The sequence below is a fragment of the Enterococcus montenegrensis genome (genome assembly GCF_029983095.1).
GTDB lineage: Bacteria > Bacillota > Bacilli > Lactobacillales > Enterococcaceae > Enterococcus_C > Enterococcus_C montenegrensis.
Genome location: NZ_CP120467.1, coordinates 930,108 through 950,010 on the forward strand (window position 1 = coordinate 930,108; position 19,903 = coordinate 950,010).

Genomic DNA, 19,903 nt, shown 5'->3' on the forward strand with positions numbered 1-19,903 from the left:
AAAAAGCTAATGTTGGTAGAAAAGAAATTGCTTCTGAGTAAAATTAAAAATGTTATAATAAAAATACATTTGGGAAGTTATGTGGAAATGGTAATTAAAAAAGTGGTGAGACAAAATGAAAGTTTATCGTGAATTAAATCTTTTAGAAGATGAAAAAGTTATCAAAAAGTTAAACATAGCTGCCTTGGTAATTATGGCGATTTGTTATGGTGTGCTGTTGTTGCCGCCATTTAATCAGCATAATTTTCAAAGTATCTCATTTTTACTAGAAATTGGCGCAATTATTATTAGTTTTTTGGTGATTGTCATTATTCACGAAGGCATCCATGGTATTTTTTTCAAAATCTTTAATTTGAAAGGCCAAGTAAAATTTGGTTTTAAAAATGGTATGGCCTATGCTACAAGTCCTGGTTCACTGTATCCTAAATGGCAATTTTTCATGATTAGTATTGCCCCATTTGTATTGCTTACAACTGGCTTGTTACTGATTATGAATACTTGGCCTTATGCATGGCTACGTCTTTTAGTGGCAGCCCATAGCGGGGCATGTGCGGGTGATTTTTATTGGTGTTATCTCCTTTTAAAGACCCCTAAAAATTTATTGGTAGAAGATACAGAGGTTGGCTTGACCTTTCACGAAGTAGGCTAGAAAACAAGCAGTAACCGTGATAAAATAAATCAGAAATTCTACTTGAGAGAAAGAGGCTATTAAATGGAATATTTAAATGTAGGAAAAATTGTCAATACCCATGGGATCCGTGGCGAAGTTCGTGTTATCTCATTAACAGATTTTCCCGAAGAACGGTATCAAAAAGGGGCAACCTTGCTTTTATTCAAAGAAGGTATGCCTCCTTTAAGCTTGACTGTAGCAAGTCATCGCCGCCATAAAAACTTTGATCTATTAACTTTTGAAGGTTACCCTAATATTAATGATGTCCAAAATTTTCGCGATGGTATTTTAAAAGTGAACAAAGAAGATTTAGCTAATTTGGAAGAAGATGAATATTATTATCATCAAATTATTGGATTGACAGTTTTGGATGAAAATAAGCAAGAAATTGGCAAAATCAAAGAAATTTTATCACCGGGTGCAAATGATGTCTGGGTCGTACAACGTAAAGGTAAAAAAGATGCCCTAATTCCTTATATCGCGTCAGTTGTGACAGGAATTGACTTGGACAATGGTGTGGTCAATGTTGAACTGCCAGAAGGGTTGATCGACGATGAGAATTGATGTCTTAACGCTATTTCCCCGGATGTTTGAAGGACCAATGGGTGAATCTATTATTGGCAAAGCGCAAGACAAAGGATTATTGGAGATCAATGTTTCTAATTTTCGCGATTATGCCAATAATAAACATAAAACAGTAGATGATTATCCTTATGGTGGCGGCGCGGGGATGCTTTTAAAAGTACAGCCGATTTACGACAACTTAAAAGTAATCGAAGCAAAAACACCAACTGTCAAAAAAAGAGTGATCTTGCTAGATCCTGCGGGCAAAAAATTTGATCAAAGCGTAGCAGAAGAGTTTTCCAAAGAAGACCATTTAATTTTTATTTGTGGTCATTATGAGGGGTATGATGAACGAATTAGGAGTTTAGTGACAGATGAAATCTCTTTGGGGGATTATGTTCTAACTGGAGGCGAGCTAGGGGCGATGGTCATGATTGATGCCACAGTTCGCTTATTACCTGATGTTTTAGGAAATGAAACCTCGGCTCAAACGGATTCTCATTCCACAGGTTTATTAGAGCATCCGCAATACACCCGGCCAGCCGAATTTGAGGGAATGAAAGTACCAGAAGTTTTGATGAACGGCAATCACAAGTTGATTGCGTCTTGGCAATTAAAAGAATCATTGCGGCGTACTTATTTGCGTCGTCCCGATATGCTAGCCCAATTTCCTTTAACAAAAGAAATGGAAAAGCTATTAGCTGAAATTAAACAAGAAGAAGCGTAAAGGTATTAAAAGTCAACCTTGTTTAAGTGTGTGCTCGTTAATTACTGTTGGTTGTATAGAGCAACCACAGTGAATGACGAGTTTTTTTGATTTTTTTTATCGGTGTGTTTTTTATAATTGATATGCTCAATAAAATTTGATGTTAAGTTTAAATTTCATAAAAAACTTTTCTCTTGGTACAATTAAAAGAGATATCTTGATGAGAGGAGTCCTTTTTATGGCGAAAAGTAGTGTGCTAAGCAATGAGGAACTTTATGAAAAGATTTCTGCTAGTATCAATATCAAAAAAGAAAATTTTGTCATCTTGATTTGTGCCATTTTTATTGCTTCAATTGGCTTAAATATGAATTCACAACCGATTTTAATTGGTGCAATGCTCATTTCGCCGTTAATGGCACCAGTTCAAGGCTTAGGGCTAGGTTTGGGAGTTTTTGATAGTCGACTGACAATTCAAGCATTACGCCTATTGGTTTTAGAGGCGCTATTTGCTGTTGTAACAGCAACGCTTTATTTTTGGTTTTCTCCTTTAACTTATGCTAGCAGTGAAATTTTGGCTCGAACAGAACCAACGATTTGGGATGCACTAATTGCAATTTTAGGTGGAACCGCAGGGATGATTGGTGCTAGACAAAAAGAAGCCAATAATATCGTACCCGGTGTTGCGATTGCTACAGCTTTAATGCCGCCACTGTGTGTGATGGGGTATGGTATTTATACCCAAGCGTGGTCAATCTTTTTGGGAGCCGGTTATTTATTTTTAGTTAATGTTGCCTTTATTATGATTACAACGTTTATTGTCGTACGGGTATTGCATTTGAATTTTCGGATGCAGGTGGATACTACAAAGCAAAGACGCCGCCATTATATGATGATAGGGGCTGCAGTTCTCATTGCCATTCCAAGTTTTATCTCAGCAGGAACGCTAATTCAAACTGAAATGTCGCAACAAAGGGCTAAACGTTTTGTCGCTGAAGCGATGGCAGATTACTATATTTTAAATCAAAATATTGACGGCAAGCGACATCAGTTAACCTTAGATTTATTGGGAACTAAGCCTGCAGGAGCCGAATTAGAAGATTTGGCTAAAAAACTTAGTGATTATCATTTAGAGGATTATCAGTTGGTGATCAATCAAGTGGCAAATAACGAAACGGTTAACATGCAAGACATTGACCGTTATATTGATCAAAAGTTACAAAATCAAAATGCAGCCAAAGTCGTTACGAATCAGGCTGAAAGTGCGTCATTAACTGAAACACTAAGTGAAATTAAACGCCAACTTTTTCTTGACTATGCAACTCAGGTAATAAAGGTTAAAACAGATAGGTTAACTACCAATAAAATAGAGACAGGGCAAATAATCGTTACTATCGCTTCAGAGGTGACAAAAGAGCAACAAGAACAAATACAAGCTACTTTAGATAAATTAATTGCAAATAGCGACTATGCCATTAAAAACGTCATAAAAAAAGGAAAATGACAAGAAAATCTTCTTTACATCCTGATTTGATCTATGGTAGTATACTTTAGTGAGTGTTTCACTCAACTATTACGATAATCCGCTGGGGTGTGTCATCCTATGATTGTTTGGAAATAAGGAGAATGATAAAAATGAATCCATTGATTCAAGAACTAACTCAAGAACAACTACGTACTGATATTCCTGCTTTTCGTCCTGGGGACACTGTTCGTGTTCATGCGAAAGTTGTCGAAGGTACAAGAGAACGTATCCAGTTATTTGAAGGTGTTGTAATCAAACGCCGCGGTGCTGGTATCAGCGAAACTTACACTGTTCGTAAAGTATCAAACGGTGTTGGCGTTGAACGTACTTTCCCATTGCACACACCACGTGTTGCTAAAATCGAAGTAGTTCGCTACGGTAAAGTTCGTCGTGCAAAATTGTACTACTTGCGTGCTTTACACGGGAAAGCTGCTCGTATCAAAGAAATCAGAAGATAAACACGGAAAACTTCCTTGGAAATCTGAAATCTGTGAAAAGTCCTTGTATATCAAGGGCTTTTTCTTTTTTCTCTATCACAGTTTTAAGCCATTTTTGGCTGTTTTGGTTCATTTTTCACCCATATTCCCCTAAATTGTCCTAGATTGTCCGACATTGACTATCAGTGTCGTCAAAATAGGGCAAAATTTAGTAGTCAGCTTGACGACAAATATAATACGAAAAATACCAAAACATTTACCGAATTTAGCAACTTTTGAACCCAAGTTTCTCAAAGGGTCAGCTACTAGCAAAAAAGACAAAACATGTACTTTTCTACTAAAAAGTTGATGTGATAGGCTTCTATCTAAATAATTATTAGGAGTTTTTATCGTGAAGCAAAATGATGGACGTATCATTTGGAAAAATCAAAGTGATTTAAAACTGATTTTAACAATTAATGAATTCATCGAAAAACATGGAATTAAATCTAGTCGTCAATACCAGAAGAAACTATCAGAAAATCCAAATTCGGCACCAAGTATGTGGTTTATTAATAAAAAATATGGATCATGGGAGAATTTGTTGATTAGTATAGGACGAGAAAATACTGGTTATGGGAAATGGGCTAGAATGTCAGAACAAGAATTATTGGAAATAGTAGAATCCTTTATTAAGTGTGAGAAGATAATCTCCCAACGAATGTACGAACAAAAATCGGTAGGGAAGGATATCCCTTCACTTAGTACTGTTAAAAAGAGACTAGGAGATATACGTCCACTTTTTAAAGAAAAAAATGATAGTCCTCGATTTACTGATTTCGAACTGATGTTAGAATTAAAAAATGAAATAATCCGATTAAAACTACAGGATGATTTATCAATGACGAAATTTCGGAAACTCGTTCAATCACCGAGGCTGCCGTCAGTTGATACAATAATGAAAAGAACAAATAAAAATTGGGAGGAATTAATGGCAGAGATAGGGTTTGATTATCGAAGAATCAAAATCTATAAACAGAGAAACAACTTATCTAAAACAAAGAAAACTAAATAGTAGCACTCTAAATCAGACGTTCAAAACTAAAAATTTGAACGTCTTTTTTATTACCCAAAAACGAAAGGAGATTTATTTTATGAAAAAGCCAAGATTTAAGAATTGGCGCTTGTTTGCGGCGTTAGCTTTATTAGGTCAAACACTTGGGGGATCAATTAGTCCAATGATTGCTTTTGCCGAGAAAATCACCCATCCACAAACGGTGACGGTTGAACTGGATTTAGCACATCAATATGCTGTTGAAGGCACTTTTAGTGACGGCCGTCCTATGTCAGAAGTCACCGTTCCGCACTATGCTGTCTACAATGGTGTGAAACAAGATATTTTCTGTATTGAGCCAGGGGTGCCGATTTACAATGAGTACACTCCTGGATATGAGAAGAATCCATTACCATCTATGCCGGAAAAAGCAAAACTAGTTTCTGTATTGTGGAAGAATGCCGGCACGGATGTGGATACCCATATTGTGGCTCAGAAGATGATCTGGCAAGAAGTCAATGGCTACACGCTTCACTCCATCAAACGTTCCGATGGCAGTGCCGTAAATATCGCCGCCATTGAAGCAAAAATTAATCAAGCAATCGCCGACTATCAGAAGAAACCAAGCTTCCATAACTCCACGGTGAAAACTGTGTTAGGTCAATCGGCAACTGTGACCGATACGAATGGCTTGAATTTATCGGAGTTTGATGAGGTTGTCGAAAATACCGCCAACATTGATTATCGGGTGAATGGCAATCAATTAGTGATTACCCCAAATGCCAATTCAAAAGAGAGCGGTGTGTTAACGCTAAAGAAATCCGCCGGTACCGGAACGCCTGTGGCTTACAAAAAAGCGGGCCAACAGACCTTGATGGCGGGGGCGATTGATAAGCCCAATACCTACACAATCAAAATTGATGTGGAAACAGAAGGTTCTTTAAAAATCAAGAAAGTTGATAAGGAATCTGGCGACGTGGTACCGGGAACGGTTTTCCATTTGAATTTTGGAAAAGCTTTACCGGAAAAAGATGTCACAACGGATAAAGACGGAGTAGCGACATTGGTTTATCACTTTGTTCTTGGCTGGCTAATCACTGTATTCATTGGTTGGATGGTCATCTTTTATTTTCAAGAGCTTAGGTGGCTAGATTTTTCTAGTCTATCCCTTTCCACAGCTGAAATTGCTTGGTCTATGAAGGGCTTAGTCCGTCTACTGGGAAGTCTAGCACTTTCAGGAAGCATGTTCTTGCTTTACATTCACTTTTTTCACGATCATTGGCGGAGTTTGTGGCACAGGCAGAAGCTAGCCCGAATGATTCTAGAAAACCATTGGTATGAAGTAAAACAGACTCAAAGCGAGGGCTTTTTCAAAGACCTCAATAATAATCGAACCAAAGAGACCATCAGCTATTTCCCCAAAATTTATTATCGGATGAAGGGTGGGTTACTTTCCATTCGTGTTCAAATTTCACTTGGTAAATATCAAGATCAGCTCTTGAAGTTGGAAAAGAAATTGGAAAGCGGGCTGTACTGTGAACTAGTGGAAAAGGAACTCAAAGATTCTTATGTGGAATATACCTTGCTTTATGATATGATTGCCAATCGGATTGGGATTGAGGAGGTGGTGGCAGAAAATGGTACTTTACGATTGATGAAAAATCAAGTGTGGGCCTATGATTCCTTGCCGCATATGTTAATCGCTGGCGGCACTGGTGGAGGCAAGACCTATTTCTTACTCACGATTATTCAGGCGCTACTAAAATCTGATGCCGAACTATTTGTCCTTGATCCAAAGAATGCGGACCTGGCAGATTTGGCAACAGTGATGCCCCACGTGTATTCTCAAAAGGAGGAGATTTCGGTGTGTGTGGAGGATTTCTATGAACGCATGATGGCTCGTAGTAAGGCGATGAAAGAAATGCCAAACTACAAAACAGGAGAGAATTATGCCTATCTTGGTCTTCCGCCCAACTTTTTAATCTTTGACGAATATGTCGCATATATGGAAATGTTAACGACGAAAGAAAGTGCAGTAATTTTGAACAAGCTCAAACAAATTGTGATGTTAGGTCGTCAGTCTGGTTTCTTTTTGATTCTGGCGTGTCAAAGACCGGATGCGAAATATTTAGGAGATGGGATTCGCGATCAGTGTGCGACATGTTTCTAACTGAAAAGGTTAGGCACTTAAAAGAAGAAAACATAAGTTTCCTTTTAAGGAGAACTGATATTTTGAGCAGTGGAATGATGGGGTAACGCCCTGAAACGCTCCCTTAATACTCCGACTGGCTGTTTAACATATAGCTGTTAGATGGTCAGAAGCTCGGTGAAGTCGGCTGAAAGTTACCGTAAATATGATAAATTCATATACGAAAGTTGTTCAGAGGTGAATGATGTAACCTATAGGTCGGAGGTCTATAAAATACTCACGGTGAGAATGTAAGTAATACTACTGACGAACTTGCGAATGAAAGAATCTATACACGGACTGTATAGAAATGTACAGGATTCTACCGTATCAACGGAACAGAATGTATGTTGTGGTTTAGTAAGATTATTGGTTATGAACAACCATGCAATGTTACAGGCATTGGAAATATACAGGTTCAAAGCAAGCACCTAAAAGTATATATAAAGATAAAAATATCGAAACATGGGAAGCTGGCAATGTGGAGGAAACTATATTCCATTGAAACATTTGTGACGAAGAATAATAAGCACATTTATGCCAGTGAAAGTGGTGGCACAGTACCAATGAGGATATAGAAATATATCGGAGGAATAGCCACTAGTCAAAAGAAATCGTTAATTAAATGATGTATTTCATAGAATCGAGTAAGACAAAATAAACACTACAACCTAAGTAAACAAAGGTAGTGGTGCTATGAATAAAGTAAAAACAAATAAAACACTTCGTCATAGTGAATACTATGGCATGACACAAATATTTGATGAACTGTATGTAAAAAGTGATAAAAAAGAAGTTTTTACAGAGCTCATGACAATTATTATGAGTGATGAAAATATTCGACTAGCATACAGAAATATCAAGAATAACAAGGGCAGTTATACAGCGAGTACCGATAAGAAAAGTATTCGAGACATTAAAACACTGTCAGAAGATACCTTTCTAACTGAGGTTAAAGTTCTTTTTCGCTGTTACAAACCACGAGCAGTTAGACGTGTAGAAATTCCCAAACCAAATGGAAAAACACGCCCTCTGGGCATTCCATCAATCTGGGATAGGTTAATACAACAGTGTATTTTACAAGTCTTAGAACCGATATGCGAAGCTAAATTTCACAATTATAGTTATGGATTTCGACCAAACCGTTCCACACATCATGCGATTGCTACCTGCAATCGACTGGCAAATAGGGGGAAGCTACACTTTGTAGTAGATGTTGATATTAAAGGATTCTTTGATAATGTCAATCACTCTAAACTTTTGCGTCAAATGTGGACGATTGGAATCCGTGATAAATGGCTATTAGGTATTATTCGATCCATGCTAAATGCTCCTATAGTCCTACCAACCGGTAAAGTCGAACACCCTAAAAAAGGTGTACCTCAAGGTGGTGTCCTATCCCCTTTACTATCTAATATCATATTGAATGAATTAGATTGGTGGGTTGCTTCACAATGGCAAAATACCACGATTGAGACAGAAAAGATTATGGATAGGCGAGATAAAGGCAAAGGCATTGATAAGACTAATCAGTATCGGGCATTAAGACGAACAAACTTAAAAGAAATATACATTGTTCGGTATGCTGACGACTTCAAAATCTTTTGTAGAAAACGAAGTCATGCAGATAAAATATTTCACGCAACGAAAATGTGGCTTAAAGAACGGTTATCACTTGAAATTAGCGAAGAAAAATCCAAAATTGTCAATCTCAAAAAAGGTAAATCAGAATATCTAGGATTTGAATTAAAGCTAATCAAGAAAGGTAAAAAATACGTAGTCGAAAGTCATATGAGCAAAAAATCAATGACAAGAGTTAAAATCCAATTAAAGAAACAATTACGTAAAGTTGCCAGACCGAAGAATCATTGCGAACAAGCAAAAGAAATTGGATTATATAATTCTATGGTGATTGGAATCCATCAATATTATGGAATTGCAACCTGTGTAAATCTCGATTGCAGTAAAATAGCCTATACACTAAAACCGTTCATCAATCACAAACTGCCGACAAAGAAACATGGAAAGATATTAAATACATTTATCAAATCGAAGTATGGAAAAAGTAAAGAAATGCGATGGTTGAATAATGTGCCAATTGTACCGCTCAACTATGTTCAGTTTAGACTTGCTGTCCCCCTATCAGAGGGAACTTGCAAGTACACTGAAAGTGGACGAAGCAAGATACACAGTAAATTAAAATTAGACCTAGCCCTTTTACTTCACATGATGAGAAATAGTAATTATGAAAGAAGTATTGAATTTGTGGATAACAGAATATCTAAATATTCTGCTCAAAAGGGAAAATGTGCTATCACGGGTAAATTTCTCGAATACGAAGAAATCCATTGCCACCATATCGTACCAGTAAAACAACAGGGTACAGACAAATACAGCAACCTCATTATTATTCACAAAAATGTTCACGCATTAGTCCATGCTATCGAAGAAAAAATCATACACAAATACCTGAATGTATTAAATCTAACCAATGAACAAATAGAAAAACTAAATGAATTACGTGTCAAAGCTGGTAATAGTGTTTTAACAGTTTAACTTGAAAAATATATCATACTTAACATTCTTTTGATGGAACGCCGTATGAAGTGAAAGTTTCATGTACGGTGTGAAGCGGGGGAAAATCTGGAGATGACATCAAAGGATTACCTATCGCTATTTAATTTTCGTGTGGCTTTAGGTCGCATGAGCGAGCTTGGGTATTCCATGATGTTTGGTGAGGTTGAAAAAAATTTCTTTATGAAACGAATCAAAGGGCGAGGGTATGTGGATACAGGTGGGAGTGTGATTAGTGAGTTTTACACGCCATTAGTTCCAAAAGGGTATAACTTTCTAGAGAGTATCCAGAAGATTATTCAACAAAATCTACTTTCGAAAAGTAAAGGGAAGTGAATTTTTTACGAGTTATTTGTAAAGTAAAAGGGCCTTAAGCTAAAAAATGACACCAGTATCGTTCACAATAGAGATTCGTTTTTTTGTGAATGTTCACAAAAAGTGCTATACTGAGGATGAAGGGGTGGTGAATATCATGAGAAGCGATAAGAATACAATTATGAATGTCAAAAATTGGTTAGATAAGAACGATTATTCACAAGCGTGGTTAGCCGATCAAATGGGAGTGGCTAAATCCTTAATTAGTCAAATTTTCAACGGTACTCGAAAACTTCAAACTACTCATATTATTAAAATTTCAGAAATCACAGGTCTTTCTATTGCTGAACTGGCTAGTTCAGACCAAAAGACTTGTACTCAACTGGTTTATTCGTTAAGAGGGAAAATATCTAATGAAAATGGGCAACGCGCCTTGGATCAATTGTTATTAGATTCAGAGCATTTTGTCCAGTTATTAGCAAAGTAGGTGTTTTGAATAGATGGATGCGCAATTGAAGGATTTATCTGAAACTATAGCAGAAGCTTATGCAGTAAAGTTTTTAGCGGATAACGTTGGTGGAGAGATTTTTTTAGGTGGGGATATTGAGCAAATATTGGCAGATCGCGCCTATCTTGTATATCAAAGTGTTGACGATCCTAGTTATTTTGGAGCAGCTCTTCATTTAAATGGAAGGCATATTATCGCAATTAACACAAATCAACCCCTTAGAGTCCGTTATTATAGTGCGGCCCATGAGTTATGGCACTTGCAGTTTGAATCGGGTGAAATTGCAATAGGCGAAAAGCAAATTGATCAAGAACGAGCTGCGGATCATTTTGCAGCAGTCGTAATGTTGCCTAGTAATCTATTGAAAAATATTAAGAATAATTTTAAAAAAGATGATGAACGCTTAGTTTTTAAAATTGCCGATCTTTCTTCTATGCCTTATCAAGCGGTTACTAGAAGGCTGGTTGAGTTGGGGTATAAATTATCTTCAGACTTAAAATCACGAGAAGAAGCTGAATGGATTCAGGTAAGAGAACGGATTGATTTGGTTCCTAGTGTTTTAGATAAAGCAGATAGCTTTGTACAATTTCATGCTTTTTTACAAGAAGTAGATGAGAAAGTTAATAAACAAGAGCTTACTTTAGAAACAGCGGCGAATTTGGTTAAACATGTTGACGCAAAGAAAGCAGAACAATATTGGAAAAAACGACAAGAAATTGTCGATAATTGGGACCCTGATGACTAATCGAACAAATAAAGTTTTCATCGATTCAAATATGCTAATGTTCGCCGCAGAATTTCAGAAAGCAGATGTTTTTGAATGGATGGATCAGTTATATGGCGAAATTTATATTCATCAAGAAGTTTTGAACGAACTCATTTTGCCTAGTATAAAAAGCAAAATTGAAACTTTTCTATCAACAGGTCGATGGAAATTATTTGAACCAAGAATAATTCTTTCGGAATTAGAATTTGATATTTATCAAGAGCGATTATCAGATGTAAAAGATGCTTTTAGTCAAATGCGCTTAACTGCTATTGAAGCAGGTGAACGAGTTAAATCAACAACAGATTTAGGTGAAATTGCAACTCTAGCTGCTTGTATGATGATTAGTGCGCAAATCATTTGTAGCAATGATTTTGACATTCGCAAAATTGTCGAACAAGAAGATTATTGTGTTTCTACGGATGAAGCAGACTTGCCAATCATACAAGATTCAGCAGAAGATTTTTGTTTCTATTGTTATAAAAATGAAATTGCTAGTCGGAAGGATGTTCGGAAATTTTTCGGTCATATTTTTCGAGAGACACCTGGTGTACGAAAGCAAAAAATGGAGCAGTTAGATAAGCGATTGCAGTAATTTTTTCAATCGCTAAAAAAGAATAGAACAGTTCAAAGCCAAGAGCAAAATGTTCTTGGCTTTTTTCTATGGAATGAATGAGGTGAGTTATGAATTTTCTAGATTTATTTGCCGGTATTGGTGGCTTTCGCTTAGGCATGGAACAAGCAGGCCATCAGTGTATCGGCTTTTGTGAGATTGATGAATTTGCCCGGCGGAGTTATAAGGCAATCCATGATACAAGGAAGGAGGTGGAAATGCATGACATTACAAGTGTATCAGACGAGTTTGTTCGATCACTCGGACCAGTTGACATCCTTTGCGGCGGCTTTCCGTGCCAAGCTTTTTCAATTGCGGGAAAGCGGCAAGGATTTTCCGATACTCGAGGTACTCTCTTCTTTGAAATCGCTCGGTTCGCCGCTCTTCTCCGACCTAAGCTTTTATTCCTTGAGAACGTCCGGGGATTGCTCAATCACAAAGGAGGGGCTACGTTCGAGACGATCCTCCGAACGTTGGATGGATTGGGGTATGATGTGGAATGGCAAGTGCTTAACTCAAAGGCCTACGTTCCCCAAAGCCGCGAGCGGGTCTTCCTTATCGGACATTCTCGAGACGCATGTACCGAACAAGTATTTCCTATCATTGGATCGTCTACAACATCTGATCAAAACATCCGAAACTTGGTAAATATCAATCCATCCAATCGCGGAATGGGTGGACAAGTTTATGGTTCAGATGGTGTTGCCCCAACCTTAACAGGCGATGAAGGAAGCAAAATTGCGTTACCAGCAAATGAAGGCATATCGGTGGCGGGGATGTTGCCGGGAAATTTTGAACAAGGCAATCGCGTTTATGAAGTAACTGGAACAGCCCCCACCTTATCAACGAAACAAGGTGGAACGAAGATTATGATTCGAAAAAATAAAACAGAATACCAAGAGGTGAAGCCAGGGGACAGTGTAAACCTGGCTTTTCCTAATTCCACAAGTCGCCGAGGTCGTCTGGGGAAACAAAGTGTTCATACTTTATTAACAGGAGATCAACAAGCAATCGTCACGGATCAGTATCAAATTCGGAAACTTACGCCAAGAGAGTGCTGGCGGCTTCAGGGCTTTCCGGATTGGGTCTTTGACCGTGCATCTCGAGTCAACTCAGATAGTCAATTGTATAAACAGGCCGGAAACTCTGTGACAGTTCCGGTCATTTTTGATATTGCCAGAAGACTAAGTTGTACCGTGAAATGAAGCATGAAGACATTAACGAACGCGCGATTGTTTTGCATAAAGTAGCTGATTACATGCGCAATCACAAAACAGAGTTAGCCGAAGTGATGACTTTAGAAATGGGTAAATTAATTTCGGAGTCTGAGGGTGAAGTTGAATTGTGTGCGATGATTGCAGATTACTTTGCTGATCATGCTGCTGAGATGTTAGCGCCAACTTTATTGCACACCAGAGCAAGTGGTGAAGCAAAAGTTTATAAGCATTCTACCGGTGTCATATTAGCTGTTGAACCATGGAATTTTCCTTACTACCAGATTATGCGCGTTTTTGCACCGAACTATATGGTTGGCAATCCTATGATTCTTCGCGATGCCGCTAATATTCCTTGGTCTGCACAGACATTTGCAGAGATGGTGATTAAAGCAGGTGCTCCGACCGGTTCTATCACCAATTTATTTATGAGCTATGACCAAGTGGAGGAAATTATTGCTGATCTCCGTATTCAAGGCGTTGCTTTAACGGGGTCTGAAAGAGGCGGTGCTTCTGTTGCAATGGCTGCTGGCAAAAATTTAAAGAAAAACACGATGGAACTTGGTGGCCAAGATGCTTTTATTGTTTTAGCAGATGCTAATATGAATGATGTTTGTGATATTGCTTGGCGTGCACGTTTATATAATGCCGGTCAGGTTTGCACCTCATCCAAACGGTTCATTGTGCTGGATAATGTATACGATGAGTTTCTAGAAAAGTTAATCGCAAATTTCGCTTCCGTTAAACCCGGCGATCCAATGGATAGAGCAACAACACTGGCACCAATGAACACGAAACGGGCTAAAGAAAAATTACAACAGCAAGTTGATGAAGCAATTGCTGCTGGGGCAACTGTTGCTTATGGCAATCAACCAATTGATTTATCAGGTCAATTCTTTATGCCTACTATTTTGACAGATATTACCCCCGATAATCCGGCTGCACATACCGAAATGTTTGGTCCAGTGGCACAAGTTTATCGCGTTCACAGTGAAGAAGAAGCCATTAAAGTGGCTAATGACTCACAATATGGATTAGGTGGAATTGTCTTTAGTGGTGATCCCTTACATGGGGAAGAAGTCGCTGCGCAAATCGAAACTGGAATGGTCTTTGTTAATAACTTTATGACATCATTACCAGAATTGCCCTTTGGTGGTGTTAAAAACTCTGGCTATGGTCGAGAAATGAGTGAACTAGGTTTGATGGCGTTTGTCAATGAACAGCTTATTGTTACAGCAAGCCATCCGGATTTGAACAATGTTGCTGGTGGGTTAGTTAAAGTGGATTAAATTTCATAGAATTTAAATATGCCAACTATTACTATGAAGGGTATATTGAATTCAAAACAGAAGATTTGAAAAAAATACCTCTAAAAGTTTCCCGTTGTAGGCAGCGTACTCGGCTTATAACGGGATTTTTTACTTTGGTAAGACTTATAATTTCATATGAAATCTAAAATCACTATATAGAGGATAAGGTATTGGTATCATATTTCCTACAAATAGGAAATATTTATGATGCGTTTTTAACACTGATTATTATTTCAGATATTGATAATTATTTAATAAGGTTTTTGGAGATGAAACGCAAGGGGACATGAGTGGCACAGTTAATATCCCCATTCATTGAGAATAACAACGCTTGATACTATAGATCAAAAATAGATAAAATATCCTTTTAAGTAGTCTACATTGATACTTGAAACGATATTTTTTTACTATTTTATTGATGATGTCATCTATTAAGTTCAAAGGAACAATCTTGAGATGAGTTGGTAACAAGGAGTGTAAAACAGGAATAGCTAAGGTTTGTTTTTGCGTATGACGGAATATATGGGTCGTAATATGTTTATTAAAACTAAGTTTATTATCAATATCAATTCCTGCTCGTTTTGGATTACCTTTTCGATTTAATTTTCCATTTTCAGGTGAGTTGAGGAAATTGTTAAGGACACTATAATGAAGAGGTGTTTCATTATAGTCGGGTTTATGACGACTTTTGGAAGTAAAAATCCATCCATTATCTTTATAATCAGGATTGAATCTTATATGTTGGTGATTTAACTCAATTTCCTCTTTAAGAATTTCTATAGCCCTTTTAGATAATTGGACATTTCGGTAACTTTGTAAGTTTTTTACATTACCTTCATAGCTATTTTCTGCAGCTCCTCCGTGAGTGGACTGACTAATAATGATATTTTGCTTTTCAAAATATTGATAGGCACCAATATTTTGGAGTTTTCGACTCTGTAAGTCAACAGGGCCATTAGTTAGAATACCTATTGGGATGTGGTTTTTATGTAGAGCCAGCAGTAGTTGATGTATCTCAGGAATCATCGTAATCTGATCGAGTTCATATTCATAGTCAGCTTGGAAGTCTAGAGCTTCTGTCCTAGAAATACTATCGATGCCAAATTCTTCCATAGTCTTCTGACAGCGAAAAATTCTAAGCTGCTCAATACTGATGAGTTTTTTCGTGTATTTAGGAAAAGCAACATCAGACCAATATCTGAAACGTTTGCAAATGTTATCTATTTGTTGGATATCAATCGTTGGAAAACATTTCTCAACGCTACGTTTAAAGGGGAGTTGATGGTCATAAAGAGTGTCATCAAGGTCAAAAACAATATTTTTATAAGTCATAATTCTAGTCCGCTTTTAAAATAGTAGTGTACTGGCTAAATTCCTCTAAGTGTTGAGGGCTAATCTGGTTATCTGTAATGATGGTATCGAGTTGATCTAGATTATAGAAGTTAAAGAAATCGTATCGATCGAATTTAGTACTGTCTACTAATAAGAATTTTTCTACAGCATTGTTTAGGGCAAGTTGTTGAATCACACCTTCCTTGTCACTATATGTAGCAATAGAATTATGGGTAACAGCATTTGCACTAACAAAAGCTTTGGCAAATCTCATTGCTTTTAAATTTGTCGAAGCCATTGAACCTACAAAAGCTCCAGTTATTTCTCTATATTCACCGCCAAGAAGCAATAAATCAATGGTTTCGCTATCATTTAGAAACAAGAACACAGGGAGACTATTTGTAATGACACGAATTTTATAACCTTTACGACCTTTCAATTCTAATGCCAGTTGTTCAAGTGTAGTTCCGGGTCCAATAAAAATAGTATCGCCATCTTTGATTAAAGAGCAGGCTTTTTTAGCAATGTCAATTTTTTCTTTTGTATTTAGACTTTTCTTCTCGATATGTGTCTTTTCAAGTGGCTTTTTAGAGGAAAGCAATTGTGCACCACCATGAGTACGTGTTAAAAGTCCATCAGCTTCTAGAGCATCAAGGTCTCTACGGGCTGTCATATCGGAAATATCTAGTTCATCTATTATTTCTTTTATGGTTATGGTCCCATCAATCTTTAACATATCTAAAATTTTTTCTAATCGTCGTTTTTTGTTCATATGAAAACTCTTCTTTCATAAAGTAATTTTTTTCCAAAGATAATTCTCTTTTAATTGTATCATAAAAGACAATATTTTCAAGGTAAAACAAACAATTTCAAACAAAAACAAATGTTAGATGATGAAATAAGAACAGAGGATTGACGTATATTAGCTTAGGTCAGATTTTGTATAAGACGAAAATAAAGTAGGACCTCTTAATCAGTAAGTTATAGAAAGTAAAAGACTTTTGTAATACTTGAATAGATATTTCACGTCCATTTTGTGATGGATTAAATGAACAAAAATGAACAATAATTTAACGGTGTTATCTATTTTTTTAAAAAACAAATAAAAAAACAAAAAATAAACAAAAAAGCGTTGCTTTTTGTTTGAATGTTTGATATTATATAAACAAAGAAATGATGAAAACGTTATTTCGAACATTTTGCAAAATGTTTTCTACTTCTACGTAGCATTTCTTTCTAAAATTTAGGAGGTAGTCAAAATGGCTATTGTTGTTGGTGCAGATCTCAAAGGTACGAGATTAAAAGATGTTGTGAAAAATTTTCTTGTAGAAGAAGGTTTTGAGGTAATTGATGTGACTAAGGACGGACAAGATTTTGTTGATGTTACCTTGGCAGTTGCCTCTGAAGTAAATAAAGATGAGCAAAACTTAGGTATTGTAATTGATGCTTATGGAGCTGGTCCATTCATGGTAGCAACTAAAATTAAAGGTATGGTTGCAGCAGAAGTTTCAGATGAACGCTCAGCTTATATGACACGTGGACATAACAATTCACGAATGATTACGGTTGGCGCTGAAATCGTCGGTGATGAGCTTGCTAAAAACATCGCTAAAGGTTTCGTCAGTGGTAAATATGATGGCGGACGTCATCAAATCCGAGTAGATATGCTTAACAAGATGTGTTAAGAAAGGAGTTAAGGAATGAGAATCGCAATTGGATGTGACCACATTGTCACAGATGAAAAAATGGCAGTATCAGAATTCTTGAAATCAAAAGGACATGAGGTCCTTGATTTCGGGACATATGACCACGTACGTACTCACTACCCTATCTATGGTAAAAAAGTCGGTGAAGCAGTAGTAAGTGGTCAAGCAGACTTGGGAGTATGTATCTGTGGTACAGGTGTCGGCATTAACAATGCAGTCAATAAAGTTCCAGGTGTTCGCTCAGCGTTGGTTCGTGATATGACATCAGCTATGTATGCAAAAGAAGAGTTAAATGCGAATGTTATCGGTTTCGGTGGAATGATTACTGGTGGTCTTCTTATGAATGACATCATTGAAGCTTTCATTGAAGCTGAGTACAAACCAACAGAAGAAAATAAAAAATTGATTGCAAAAATCGAACACGTTGAAACACATAATGCACATCAAGCAGATGAAGATTTCTTTACAGAATTCCTTGAAAAATGGGACCGTGGTGACTACCACGATTAAGGTATAACAAATGATTCTGACAGTCACACTAAATCCTTCAGTAGACATCTCTTATCCTCTAGAAACATTGAAAATTGATACAGTGAATAGGGTGAAAGATGTTAGTAAGACAGCTGGTGGAAAAGGCTTAAATGTTACTAGAGTCTTGTATGAATCTGGTGATAAAGTTACTGCTACAGGTTTCTTAGGTGGTAAAATTGGTGAATTTATTGAAAGCGAATTAGAACAATCTCCTGTTAGTCCAGCTTTTTATAAAATCTCAGTAAACACTAGAAACTGTATTGCTATCTTACACGAGGGTAACCAAACAGAAATTTTGGAACAAGGACCAACAATTTCTCATGAAGAAGCAGAAGGCTTTCTTGACCACTATAGCAATCTTATTAAACAATCAGAAGTTGTGACAATTTCAGGAAGTTTACCTTCAGGACTTCCCAACGATTATTATGAAAAACTTATCCAACTTGCTTCGGATGAAGGAGTAGCAGTCGTTTTGGATTGTTCAGGTGCACCTCTTGAAACAGTTCTAAAATCGTCGGCTAAACCTACTGCCATCAAACCTAATAATGAGGAACTTTCACAGTTGCTTGGAAAAGAAGTAACAAAAGATATTGAAGAACTCAAAGACGTTCTTAAAGAGTCACTTTTTAGTGGTATCGAATGGATAGTGGTCTCATTAGGTCGAAACGGTGCCTTTGCAAAACATGGTGATGTTTTCTATAAGGTAGATATTCCTGATATCCCAGTTGTTAATCCAGTCGGATCAGGGGACTCAACGGTAGCTGGTATTGCATCAGCTTTAAATAGTAAAAAAAGTGACGCTGACTTATTAAAACATGCGATGACATTGGGTATGTTAAATGCTCAAGAAACAATGACAGGGCATGTGAATATGACTAATTACGAAACACTAAACTCACAAATTGGAGTAAAAGAGGTATAAAAATGGTACTTACAGAACAGAAACGCAAATCTTTGGAAAAAATTTCAGATAAAAACGGTGTTATCTCAGCTTTGGCATTTGACCAACGTGGTGCTTTGAAACGTTTGATGGCACAGTATCAAGATACAGAACCAACTGTAGCTCAAATGGAAGAACTAAAGGTTTTGGTTGCTGATGAACTTACAAAATACGCTTCTTCAATGTTGCTTGACCCTGAATATGGACTTCCAGCAACAAAAGCATTGGATAAAGAAGCAGGTCTTCTTCTTGCCTATGAAAAAACAGGTTATGATACATCAAGTACAAAACGTTTGCCTGACTGCTTGGATGTTTGGTCTGCAAAACGTATCAAAGAGCAAGGCGCTGATGCCGTTAAGTTCTTACTTTACTATGATGTAGACAGCTCAGATGAACTTAACCAACAAAAACAAGCTTATATTGAACGTGTTGGTTCTGAATGTGTCGCTGAAGATATTCCTTTCTTCTTGGAAATCCTTGCTTATGATGAAGAAATCTCAGATGCAGGTTCTGTTGAATATGCAAAAGTGAAACCTCGCAAAGTCATTGAAGCGATGAAAGTTTTCTCTGATCCACGCTTTAACATTGATGTTCTTAAAGTAGAAGTACCAGTTAACGTTAAATATGTCGAAGGTTTTGCTGATGGTGAAGTGGTTTACAGTAAAGCTGAAGCTGCTGACTTCTTTAAAGCACAAGAAGAAGCGACTAACCTTCCATACATCTACCTAAGTGCAGGTGTATCTGCTAAATTGTTCCAAGAAACATTGCAATTTGCTCACGACTCAGGTGCCAAGTTTAATGGTGTGCTTTGTGGACGTGCTACTTGGGCAGGATCTGTAGAACCTTACATCAAAGAAGGTGAAAAAGCAGCACGTGAATGGTTGCGTACTACTGGATTCGAAAATATTGATGAACTTAACAAAGTTCTTGTTAAAACAGCTAGTCCATGGACTGATAAAGTATAGTAAAAACAT

17 protein-coding genes and 4 pseudogenes are annotated in these 19,903 nt (G+C 37.1%); 19 read left to right on the forward strand and 2 right to left on the reverse strand.

The annotated features are described in order from the left end of the window. Nucleotides 1-115: 115 nt before the first annotated feature. The 15 genes and pseudogenes from P3T75_RS04535 to P3T75_RS04605 form a co-directional block, all read left to right on the forward strand. Nucleotides 116-649 carry a DUF3267 domain-containing protein gene (locus tag P3T75_RS04535; protein ID WP_206904823.1) on the forward strand — a complete coding sequence of 178 codons (534 nt, stop codon included), beginning with the start codon at nt 116-118 and terminating at the stop codon, nt 647-649. A gap of 63 nt (nt 650-712) precedes the next feature. Beyond that, the gene (rimM, locus tag P3T75_RS04540; RefSeq protein ID WP_206904821.1) at nt 713-1,234 is read left to right on the forward strand and encodes a ribosome maturation factor RimM; all 522 of its coding nucleotides are present in this window, start codon (nt 713-715) and stop codon (nt 1,232-1,234) included. Continuing rightward, nucleotides 1,224-1,961 (forward strand): tRNA (guanosine(37)-N1)-methyltransferase TrmD, encoded by a 738-nt coding sequence (trmD, locus tag P3T75_RS04545; protein WP_282462331.1) that lies wholly within the window; start codon nt 1,224-1,226, stop codon nt 1,959-1,961. Before rimM ends, trmD begins: the two co-directional genes overlap by 11 nt. 217 nt (nt 1,962-2,178) lie before the next feature. Then, nucleotides 2,179-3,441, forward strand: a complete 1,263-nt coding sequence (locus tag P3T75_RS04550; RefSeq protein WP_282462332.1) for a TIGR00341 family protein — start codon at nt 2,179-2,181, stop codon at nt 3,439-3,441. 131 nt (nt 3,442-3,572) lie between these two features. Continuing rightward, a complete protein-coding gene (gene rplS / locus P3T75_RS04555; protein ID WP_071864872.1) occupies nt 3,573-3,920 on the forward strand; it encodes a 50S ribosomal protein L19 in 348 nt (115 codons plus the stop codon). Nucleotides 3,921-4,290: 370 nt separating this feature from the next. After that, entirely contained in the window at nt 4,291-4,953 is a 663-nt protein-coding gene (locus P3T75_RS04560; protein WP_010740290.1) for a hypothetical protein, read from the forward strand. Nucleotides 4,954-5,032: 79 nt separating this feature from the next. After that, nucleotides 5,033-5,998, forward strand: a pseudogene (gene ecbA / locus P3T75_RS04565) (MSCRAMM family collagen-binding adhesin EcbA); the annotation flags it as partial. Beyond that, nucleotides 5,996-7,084 (forward strand): annotated as a pseudogene (locus P3T75_RS04570) (FtsK/SpoIIIE domain-containing protein); the annotation flags it as partial. The pseudogenes ecbA and P3T75_RS04570, both read left to right, overlap by 3 nt. Before the next feature lie 732 nt (nt 7,085-7,816). Further along, on the forward strand, nt 7,817-9,676 hold the full coding sequence (gene ltrA / locus P3T75_RS04575) for a group II intron reverse transcriptase/maturase (protein WP_002297361.1): 1,860 nt from the start codon (nt 7,817-7,819) through the stop codon (nt 9,674-9,676). 120 nt (nt 9,677-9,796) lie between these two features. Further along, nucleotides 9,797-10,030, forward strand: a pseudogene (locus tag P3T75_RS04580) (hypothetical protein); the annotation flags it as partial. Nucleotides 10,031-10,166: 136 nt separating this feature from the next. Then, nucleotides 10,167-10,496: a helix-turn-helix domain-containing protein gene (locus P3T75_RS04585; protein WP_051104514.1), complete on the forward strand. Its 330-nt coding sequence runs from the start codon at nt 10,167-10,169 to the stop codon at nt 10,494-10,496. 13 nt (nt 10,497-10,509) lie between these two features. Then, entirely contained in the window at nt 10,510-11,262 is a 753-nt protein-coding gene (locus P3T75_RS04590) for an ImmA/IrrE family metallo-endopeptidase (RefSeq protein WP_010740284.1), read from the forward strand. After that, on the forward strand, nt 11,255-11,878 hold the full coding sequence (locus P3T75_RS04595; RefSeq protein ID WP_010740283.1) for a PIN domain-containing protein: 624 nt from the start codon (nt 11,255-11,257) through the stop codon (nt 11,876-11,878). The genes P3T75_RS04590 and P3T75_RS04595 overlap by 8 nt, the downstream gene beginning before the upstream one ends. A gap of 89 nt (nt 11,879-11,967) precedes the next feature. Continuing rightward, nucleotides 11,968-13,101 carry a DNA (cytosine-5-)-methyltransferase gene (gene dcm, locus P3T75_RS04600; protein WP_282462334.1) on the forward strand — a complete coding sequence of 378 codons (1,134 nt, stop codon included), beginning with the start codon at nt 11,968-11,970 and terminating at the stop codon, nt 13,099-13,101. Continuing rightward, nucleotides 13,086-14,399 (forward strand): annotated as a pseudogene (locus tag P3T75_RS04605) (NAD-dependent succinate-semialdehyde dehydrogenase); the annotation flags it as partial. The gene dcm and the pseudogene P3T75_RS04605, both read left to right, overlap by 16 nt. 333 nt (nt 14,400-14,732) lie before the next feature. Here P3T75_RS04605 and P3T75_RS04610 read toward each other — a convergent pair. Further along, nucleotides 14,733-15,752 carry an HAD family hydrolase gene (locus P3T75_RS04610; protein WP_010740270.1) on the reverse strand — a complete coding sequence of 340 codons (1,020 nt, stop codon included), beginning with the start codon at nt 15,750-15,752 and terminating at the stop codon, nt 14,733-14,735. A 4-nt stretch (nt 15,753-15,756) separates the two neighbouring features. Further along, the gene (locus P3T75_RS04615) at nt 15,757-16,524 is read right to left on the reverse strand and encodes a DeoR/GlpR family DNA-binding transcription regulator (protein ID WP_010740269.1); all 768 of its coding nucleotides are present in this window, start codon (nt 16,522-16,524) and stop codon (nt 15,757-15,759) included. Between the two features lie 487 nt (nt 16,525-17,011). Between P3T75_RS04615 and lacA the strand changes: the two genes are divergently transcribed. The 4 genes from lacA to lacD are packed head-to-tail and all read left to right on the forward strand — an operon-like array spanning nt 17,012 to nt 19,894. Beyond that, nucleotides 17,012-17,437 (forward strand): galactose-6-phosphate isomerase subunit LacA, encoded by a 426-nt coding sequence (gene lacA / locus P3T75_RS04620; protein WP_010740268.1) that lies wholly within the window; start codon nt 17,012-17,014, stop codon nt 17,435-17,437. Nucleotides 17,438-17,452: 15 nt separating this feature from the next. Then, a complete protein-coding gene (gene lacB / locus P3T75_RS04625) occupies nt 17,453-17,968 on the forward strand; it encodes a galactose-6-phosphate isomerase subunit LacB (protein ID WP_010740267.1) in 516 nt (171 codons plus the stop codon). 10 nt (nt 17,969-17,978) lie between these two features. Then, nucleotides 17,979-18,911, forward strand: coding sequence for a tagatose-6-phosphate kinase (lacC, locus tag P3T75_RS04630; RefSeq protein WP_067627794.1), 933 nt, complete (start codon nt 17,979-17,981; stop codon nt 18,909-18,911). Between the two features lie 2 nt (nt 18,912-18,913). Next, on the forward strand, nt 18,914-19,894 hold the full coding sequence (gene lacD, locus P3T75_RS04635) for a tagatose-bisphosphate aldolase (protein ID WP_002290551.1): 981 nt from the start codon (nt 18,914-18,916) through the stop codon (nt 19,892-19,894). Nucleotides 19,895-19,903 lie beyond the last annotated feature (9 nt).

Bases quoted from the DNA above. Each gene is read 5' to 3' on its own strand.
- P3T75_RS04535 (WP_206904823.1), top strand. From the start codon at position 116: ATGAAAGTTTATCGTGAATTAAATCTTTTAGAAGATGAAAAAGTTATC.
- rplS (WP_071864872.1), top strand. From the start codon at position 3,573: ATGAATCCATTGATTCAAGAACTAACTCAAGAACAACTACGTACTGAT.
- lacA (WP_010740268.1), top strand. From the start codon at position 17,012: ATGGCTATTGTTGTTGGTGCAGATCTCAAAGGTACGAGATTAAAAGAT.
- ltrA (WP_002297361.1), top strand. From the start codon at position 7,817: ATGAATAAAGTAAAAACAAATAAAACACTTCGTCATAGTGAATACTAT.
- P3T75_RS04610 (WP_010740270.1), bottom strand. From the start codon at position 15,752: ATGACTTATAAAAATATTGTTTTTGACCTTGATGACACTCTTTATGAC.
- lacB (WP_010740267.1), top strand. From the start codon at position 17,453: ATGAGAATCGCAATTGGATGTGACCACATTGTCACAGATGAAAAAATG.
- dcm (WP_282462334.1), top strand. From the start codon at position 11,968: ATGAATTTTCTAGATTTATTTGCCGGTATTGGTGGCTTTCGCTTAGGC.
- lacC (WP_067627794.1), top strand. From the start codon at position 17,979: ATGATTCTGACAGTCACACTAAATCCTTCAGTAGACATCTCTTATCCT.
- P3T75_RS04615 (WP_010740269.1), bottom strand. From the start codon at position 16,524: ATGAACAAAAAACGACGATTAGAAAAAATTTTAGATATGTTAAAGATT.
- lacD (WP_002290551.1), top strand. From the start codon at position 18,914: ATGGTACTTACAGAACAGAAACGCAAATCTTTGGAAAAAATTTCAGAT.
- rimM (WP_206904821.1), top strand. From the start codon at position 713: ATGGAATATTTAAATGTAGGAAAAATTGTCAATACCCATGGGATCCGT.
- P3T75_RS04585 (WP_051104514.1), top strand. From the start codon at position 10,167: ATGAGAAGCGATAAGAATACAATTATGAATGTCAAAAATTGGTTAGAT.
- P3T75_RS04595 (WP_010740283.1), top strand. From the start codon at position 11,255: ATGACTAATCGAACAAATAAAGTTTTCATCGATTCAAATATGCTAATG.
- P3T75_RS04550 (WP_282462332.1), top strand. From the start codon at position 2,179: ATGGCGAAAAGTAGTGTGCTAAGCAATGAGGAACTTTATGAAAAGATT.
- P3T75_RS04590 (WP_010740284.1), top strand. From the start codon at position 10,510: ATGGATGCGCAATTGAAGGATTTATCTGAAACTATAGCAGAAGCTTAT.
- trmD (WP_282462331.1), top strand. From the start codon at position 1,224: ATGAGAATTGATGTCTTAACGCTATTTCCCCGGATGTTTGAAGGACCA.